Here is a 5,599-nt window from a genome sequence, read left to right as displayed (position 1 = left end):
CACCCCGCGCGTCATCATTTCCGATATCCGCATGCCGGGCACGGACGGCCTGAAATTCCTGTCGCGGGTCAAGGCCGACCACCCGCAGCTGCCGGTCATCATCATGACTGCGCACTCTGATCTGGACTCGGCCGTGGCAGCCTTCCAGGGCGGGGCTTTCGAATACTTGCCCAAGCCCTTTGATGTCGACCAGGCCGTGCAGCTGATCGAACGGGCGCTGGCCGAGAGCAATAGCCAGATCGAAGCCAGTGGCGGCGTGGAAGCCATGCCGGTGCTGCTAGGCCAGGCTCCGGCCATGCAGGACGTGTTCCGCGCCATTGGCCGGCTGTCGCAATCGCATGTCACCGTGCTGATTACCGGTGAATCCGGCACCGGCAAGGAAAGGGTGGCCGAAGCGCTGCACCGCCACTCGGTGCGTGCCAGCAAGCCCTTCATCGCCCTGAACACCGCCGCCATTCCAAAAGACCTGCTGGAATCGGAACTGTTCGGCCATGAAAAAGGCGCCTTCACCGGCGCACTGGCCACCCGCCGTGGCCGCTTTGAAGAAGCCGAAGGCGGCACACTGTTTCTGGATGAAATCGGCGACATGCCCACCGAGCTGCAAACCCGCCTGCTGCGCGTGCTGTCGGACGGCCATTTTTACCGCGTGGGCGGCCATGTGCCGATCAAGGCCAATGTGCGGGTGATTGCCGCCACCCACCAGCATCTGGAAGACCGCGTCAAACGCGGCCTGTTCCGCGAAGACCTGTTCCACCGGCTGAACGTGATTCGCCTGCGCCTGCCACCCTTGCGCGAACGGCGCGAAGACATTCCGCTGCTGACCCGCCATTTCCTGGCCAAGAGCGCCAGCAGCCTGGGGGTGGAGCCGAAGCGGCTGACCGATGCGGCGATGGAGGTGATCAAGTTCCACAGCTTCACCGGCAATGTGCGCGAGCTGGAAAACCTGTGTCAGTGGATTACCGTGATGGCACCGGGCCAGCAGGTAGAGGTGGGCGACCTGCCGGCCGAACTGCGCGAACCGGAAGCCGCCCCCGTGGCAGCGGCCGGCGAAGGCAGCCCGGTGGCCAGCACGGCCGTTCATGTGGTGGACTGGACGCTGGGCCTGGCCGAAGAAGTGGCCCGCCGCCTGCGTGCCGGCGAAGTGGGCATCATCGACGACCTGTGCCGGCGCTTCGAGGAAAGCTGCATCCGCACCGGCCTGGCCCACACCGGCGGGCGCAAGGTGGAAGCGGCACATCTGCTGGGCTGGGGCCGCAATACCCTCACCCGCAAGATTCAGGAACTGGGCATGGAAGCCCATGACGAACAGGGCTGAAACCCACCACCGTGCATCAGCCCTCCAGCACGGTCAGCCCCGGGAGCGTGGCAAAGCTGCGCTCCCGCACCGTGGCGAGAAAATCCTGCATATAGGCTAGCCCGGCATCCTCGCTGCGCAAGGCTGCGTACAATTCGCTGCTCAGCCCCTGCTCGCCGATCTGCCGCGCCACCACATAACCGCGCTCCAGATACGGCTTGACCGCCCAGAACGGCAGGGCCGCCACACCGCGCCGGCTGGCCACCAGCTGAATGATGGCCACCGTCAGCTCGCTGGTACGGCGCAATGGGCTGACCCCGGCCGGCAGCAGTAGCTTGCGCCATAAATCCAGCATCTCGTCCGGCACCGGATAGTGAATCAGTGTTTCCGCGGCAAAATCCTGCGCCTGCCACACCTTTTTGGCGGCCAGCGGATGATCGCGCGCCACAATGCCCACCATTTCATAGGCAAACAAGGGCTGGTGGACGATGCCGGCCTGCGGCTCGGCTTCCGACACGATGGCCAGGTCGGCGCGCCGCGTCAGCAACAGCCCCACCGGGTCGGCATGAAAACCGGAAACAATGTCCAGCTCCACCGCCGGCCAGTGCTGGCGAAAGCTGTCCATGGCCGGCATCAGCCAGTCGAAACAGGTGTGGCACTCCACCGCCACCCGCAGCTCCCCTGCCTCGCCCTGGCGGATGCGCGCCACCTCGCGCTCGGCCGCGGCCACCTTGTCCAGCACCTCGCGCGCCAGCGCCAGCAGACGCTCGCCCGCCAGGGTAAAGCGCAGCGGCTGGGTTTTGCGTTCAAACAAGGGCTGCTGGTAATAAGCCTCCAGCTGCTTCAGCTGATGCGACAGGGCCGACTGGGTGAGAAACACCCGCTCGGCCGCCAGCGACACACTGCCGGTTTCCTGCAGGGCAAGCAGGGTGCGCAGATGACGTAGTTCCAGCATGGCATGGGCCTTCCGACAAACATGAATTCAGTTCATTAAAAACAACAAAAAAATGAGTTTGAATCATACAGCAGATTCACCGATGCTGGGAGCACTGACAGACAAGGACTCCGACATGACCACACTGCACCTGGCCGGCTTTCCCCGCATCGGCGCCAAACGCGAACTGAAACAACTGCTGGAAGACTTCTGGCAAGGCCAGATTGACGAGGCCGCCTTGCAACAAGGCGCCCGCACGCTGCGCCAGCGCCATTGGCTGCTACAGAAGGGCGCCGGCATCCAGCTGTCGCCCGTGGGGGATTTTTCGCTGTACGACCATGTGCTGGACGCGCAGATCCTGGTGGGCGCCATTCCGGCCCGCTTCGGCTTTGACCCTGCCCGGCTGGACAGCGCGCAATACTTCCAGCTGGCGCGCGGCAATAGCCGCCAGCCGGCGCTGGAAATGACCAAATGGTTTGATACCAACTACCACTACCTGGTACCGGAATGGCAGGCAGATACCGCCTTCAGCGCCAACCCCGCCCCGCTGCTGGCCCAGCTGGCCGAAGCACAGGCGCTGGGCATCCAGGCCAAACCGGTAGTGATCGGGCCGCTCACCCTGCTGTGGCTGGGCAAATGCAAGGGCGGCGATTTTGACCGTCTGCAATTGCTGCCGGACCTGCTGGCCTGCTATGCACAGATCCTCCAGCAACTGGCTGCCGCTGGCGTGAGCTGGGTACAGCTGGACGAACCCATCCTGGCGCTGGACCTGCCCGCCGACTGGCTGGCCGCCTTTGCCCCGGCCTATCAGCAACTGGCTGCCAGCAGCCCGCTCCAGCTATTGCTGGCCACTTACTTTGGCAGCGTGGCCCGGCATGCCGCGCTATTGCACAGCCTGCCGGTCGCCGGCCTGCATCTGGACCTGGTCCGCGCGCCGGAGCAACTGGCCCACTTCATGCAGCAGTGGCCGGATGACAAGGTGCTGTCTGCCGGCGCGGTGGACGGGCGCAATGTCTGGCGCAGCGATCTGAGCGCCGTGCTGGCACAGCTGGAGCCGGTGGCGGCACAACTGGGCGAGCGCCTGTGGCTGGCCCCCAGCTGCTCGCTGCTGCACAGCCCTTTCGATTTGGCCGCGGAAACCGAAATGGATGCCGACATCCGCAGCTGGCTGGCCTTTGCCGTGCAAAGACTGAACGAGCTGAAGCTGCTGCAGCGCGGGCTGGAGCAGGGCCGTGCCAGCATCAGTAACGAATTGCAGTCCAGCGACCATGTGCAGGCACAGCGCCGCAGCAGCCCGCTGATTCATCGACCAGCCGTGCAGCAGCGTCTGGCCTCACTGCCAGCCGGCGCCGACCAGCGCCCCCTGCCCTTTGCCCGACGCATTGCCCTGCAGCAGGCCTGGCTCAAGCTGCCATTGCTGCCCACCACCACCATCGGCTCTTTCCCGCAAACCGCCAGCATCCGCAGCGCACGGGCGGCCTTCAAGCGCGGCGAACTGGATGCAGCCGCCTACGAGCAGGCCATGCAGGAAGAAATTGCGCTGGCCATCCGCCGTCAGGAAGCACTGGGGCTGGATGTACTGGTCCACGGCGAAGCCGAGCGCAACGACATGGTGGAATACTTTGGCGAACAGCTGGAAGGCTTTGCCTTTACCCGGCTGGGCTGGGTGCAGAGCTATGGCAGCCGCTGCGTCAAACCGCCCATCATCGTTGGCGATGTGGCACGGCCGCAGCCGATGACCGTACGCTGGGCTGTCTATGCGCAAAGCCTGAGCAGCAAGCCGGTAAAAGGCATGCTCACCGGGCCGGTCACCATGCTGCAATGGAGCTTTGTCCGCAATGATGTACCACGTAGCACGGTCTGCCGGCAGATTGCCCTGGCACTGAACGAAGAGGTGCTGGATCTGGAAAACGCCGGCATCCGCATCATCCAGATCGACGAGCCGGCCATCCGTGAAGGGCTGCCCCTGCAGCAGGTGCAGCAAGCGGCTTATCTGCAGTGGGCGGGCGAGGCTTTCCGCCTGTGCAGCTGGCGCATTGATGACAGCACCCAGATTCATACCCATATGTGCTACTCGGAATTCGGCGACATCCTGCCGCAGATTGCCGCACTGGATGCCGATGTGATCACCATCGAAACCTCGCGCTCCGACATGGCCTTGCTGCAGGATTTTGCCGAGTTCCGCTACCCCAATGACATCGGCCCCGGGGTGTACGACATCCACAGCCCGCGCGTGCCAGCCGAGGCTGAAATGGCAGCCCTGCTGGACAAGGCCTTGCAGGTGATTCCGGCCGAACGCTTGTGGGTCAACCCCGATTGCGGACTGAAAACCCGTGGCTGGCCAGAGGTGGAGGCCGCGCTGGGCAATATGGTGAGTGTGGCGAAAAGGCTGCGCCAGCAGCTGGCGCTCCGGCTTAGCTAACCGTCATTCATTGCAATTACTAAAAAGTATTTTTAATATTTATTTACCAAGACTCTCTCTCAGGGCCAGTGCGGCCCGCTTGGTACCCGCTGATCAGGGCTCCTTCGGGAGCCCTCTTTTTTGCAGACCAGCACCAGCCGCTGGCACCCGGCCAGCGGGCAAGCGCTTATGCCCCCCACCGGCCCGACCGGCACGCTCCTGGGAAAAATACTCCTGGTCATATAAAATGCCGGAAAATTAACAAGGAGTAGCACATTGGCCGAATCCTGCAGCGACCGCCTGAATGCCTTGCTGCATCACTTCCCGGTGCACGCGCGCCTGTTTCACGCCGGCACCCTGTGCGGCATCAACGATTTCTCTGCCGCCGGCGCAGGTGGACAGCTGCATCTGGTCCGGGCCGGAGCCATGGAAATCATTCATCCGGGCCAGCCCAGCCTGCAGGTGAAGGTGCCCAGCCTGCTGCTCTATCCCCGGCCCATGGCCCGTCGTTTCATCAGCGATCCGCAGCACCCTGCCGATCTGACCTGTGCCGAGCTGCATTTTGCCGGCGGCAGCGATAACCCTATCGTCAGCGGCTTGCCGGAGATGATCTGCCTGCCACTGGAGACGATTGATGGGGCCGCGCCGGTGCTGGCACTGCTGTTCGAGGAGGCCTTCAGCGAGCGCTGCGGCCGCCACGCCCTGATCGACAAGCTGTTCGAAGTACTGCTGATCCAGCTGCTGCGGCAACTGATGGAAAGCGAGCAGATCAATGGCGGCATGCTGGCTGGCCTGTCTCACCCCAAATTGCGCAAGGCGCTGGTGGCGATGCACGAGCAGCCAGGGCAGGAATGGTCGCTGGATGCGCTGGCCCACATCGCCGGCATGTCGCGCAGCGTGTTTGCCAGCAGCTTTCGCCAGGCGGTCGGCTGCACGCCGGGCGCCTATCTGCAGAGCTGGCGCGTCCGGC

Annotated in this window: 4 protein-coding genes; 3 read left to right on the top strand and 1 reads right to left on the bottom strand. The window is 64.0% G+C overall.

Translation table 11 applies throughout. The features are described 5' to 3' along the window. Positions 1-1,315, top strand: a 1,315-nt coding sequence (gene ntrC / locus JHD64_RS20715) for a nitrogen regulation protein NR(I) (protein WP_199055461.1), incomplete at its 5' end; no start/stop codon positions are given. A gap of 16 nt (positions 1,316-1,331) precedes the next feature. Here the strand turns inward: ntrC and JHD64_RS20710 are convergent. Next, positions 1,332-2,249: a LysR family transcriptional regulator gene (locus JHD64_RS20710; protein WP_199055459.1), complete on the bottom strand. Its 918-nt coding sequence runs from the start codon at positions 2,247-2,249 to the stop codon at positions 1,332-1,334. A gap of 115 nt (positions 2,250-2,364) precedes the next feature. On the opposite strand from JHD64_RS20710, the gene metE reads away from it, so the two are divergent. Further along, entirely contained in the window at positions 2,365-4,650 is a 2,286-nt protein-coding gene (gene metE / locus JHD64_RS20705) for a 5-methyltetrahydropteroyltriglutamate--homocysteine S-methyltransferase (protein ID WP_199055457.1), read from the top strand. Between the two features lie 255 nt (positions 4,651-4,905). Then, the coding region (locus JHD64_RS20700) for a cupin domain-containing protein (protein ID WP_199055455.1) at positions 4,906-5,599 on the top strand (694 nt) is incomplete at its 3' end.

The sequence above is a fragment of the Aquitalea sp. ASV15 genome (assembly GCF_016429115.1).
Lineage (GTDB): Bacteria > Pseudomonadota > Gammaproteobacteria > Burkholderiales > Chromobacteriaceae > Aquitalea > Aquitalea magnusonii.
This window is presented reverse-complemented; position numbering and strand designations above follow the sequence as displayed.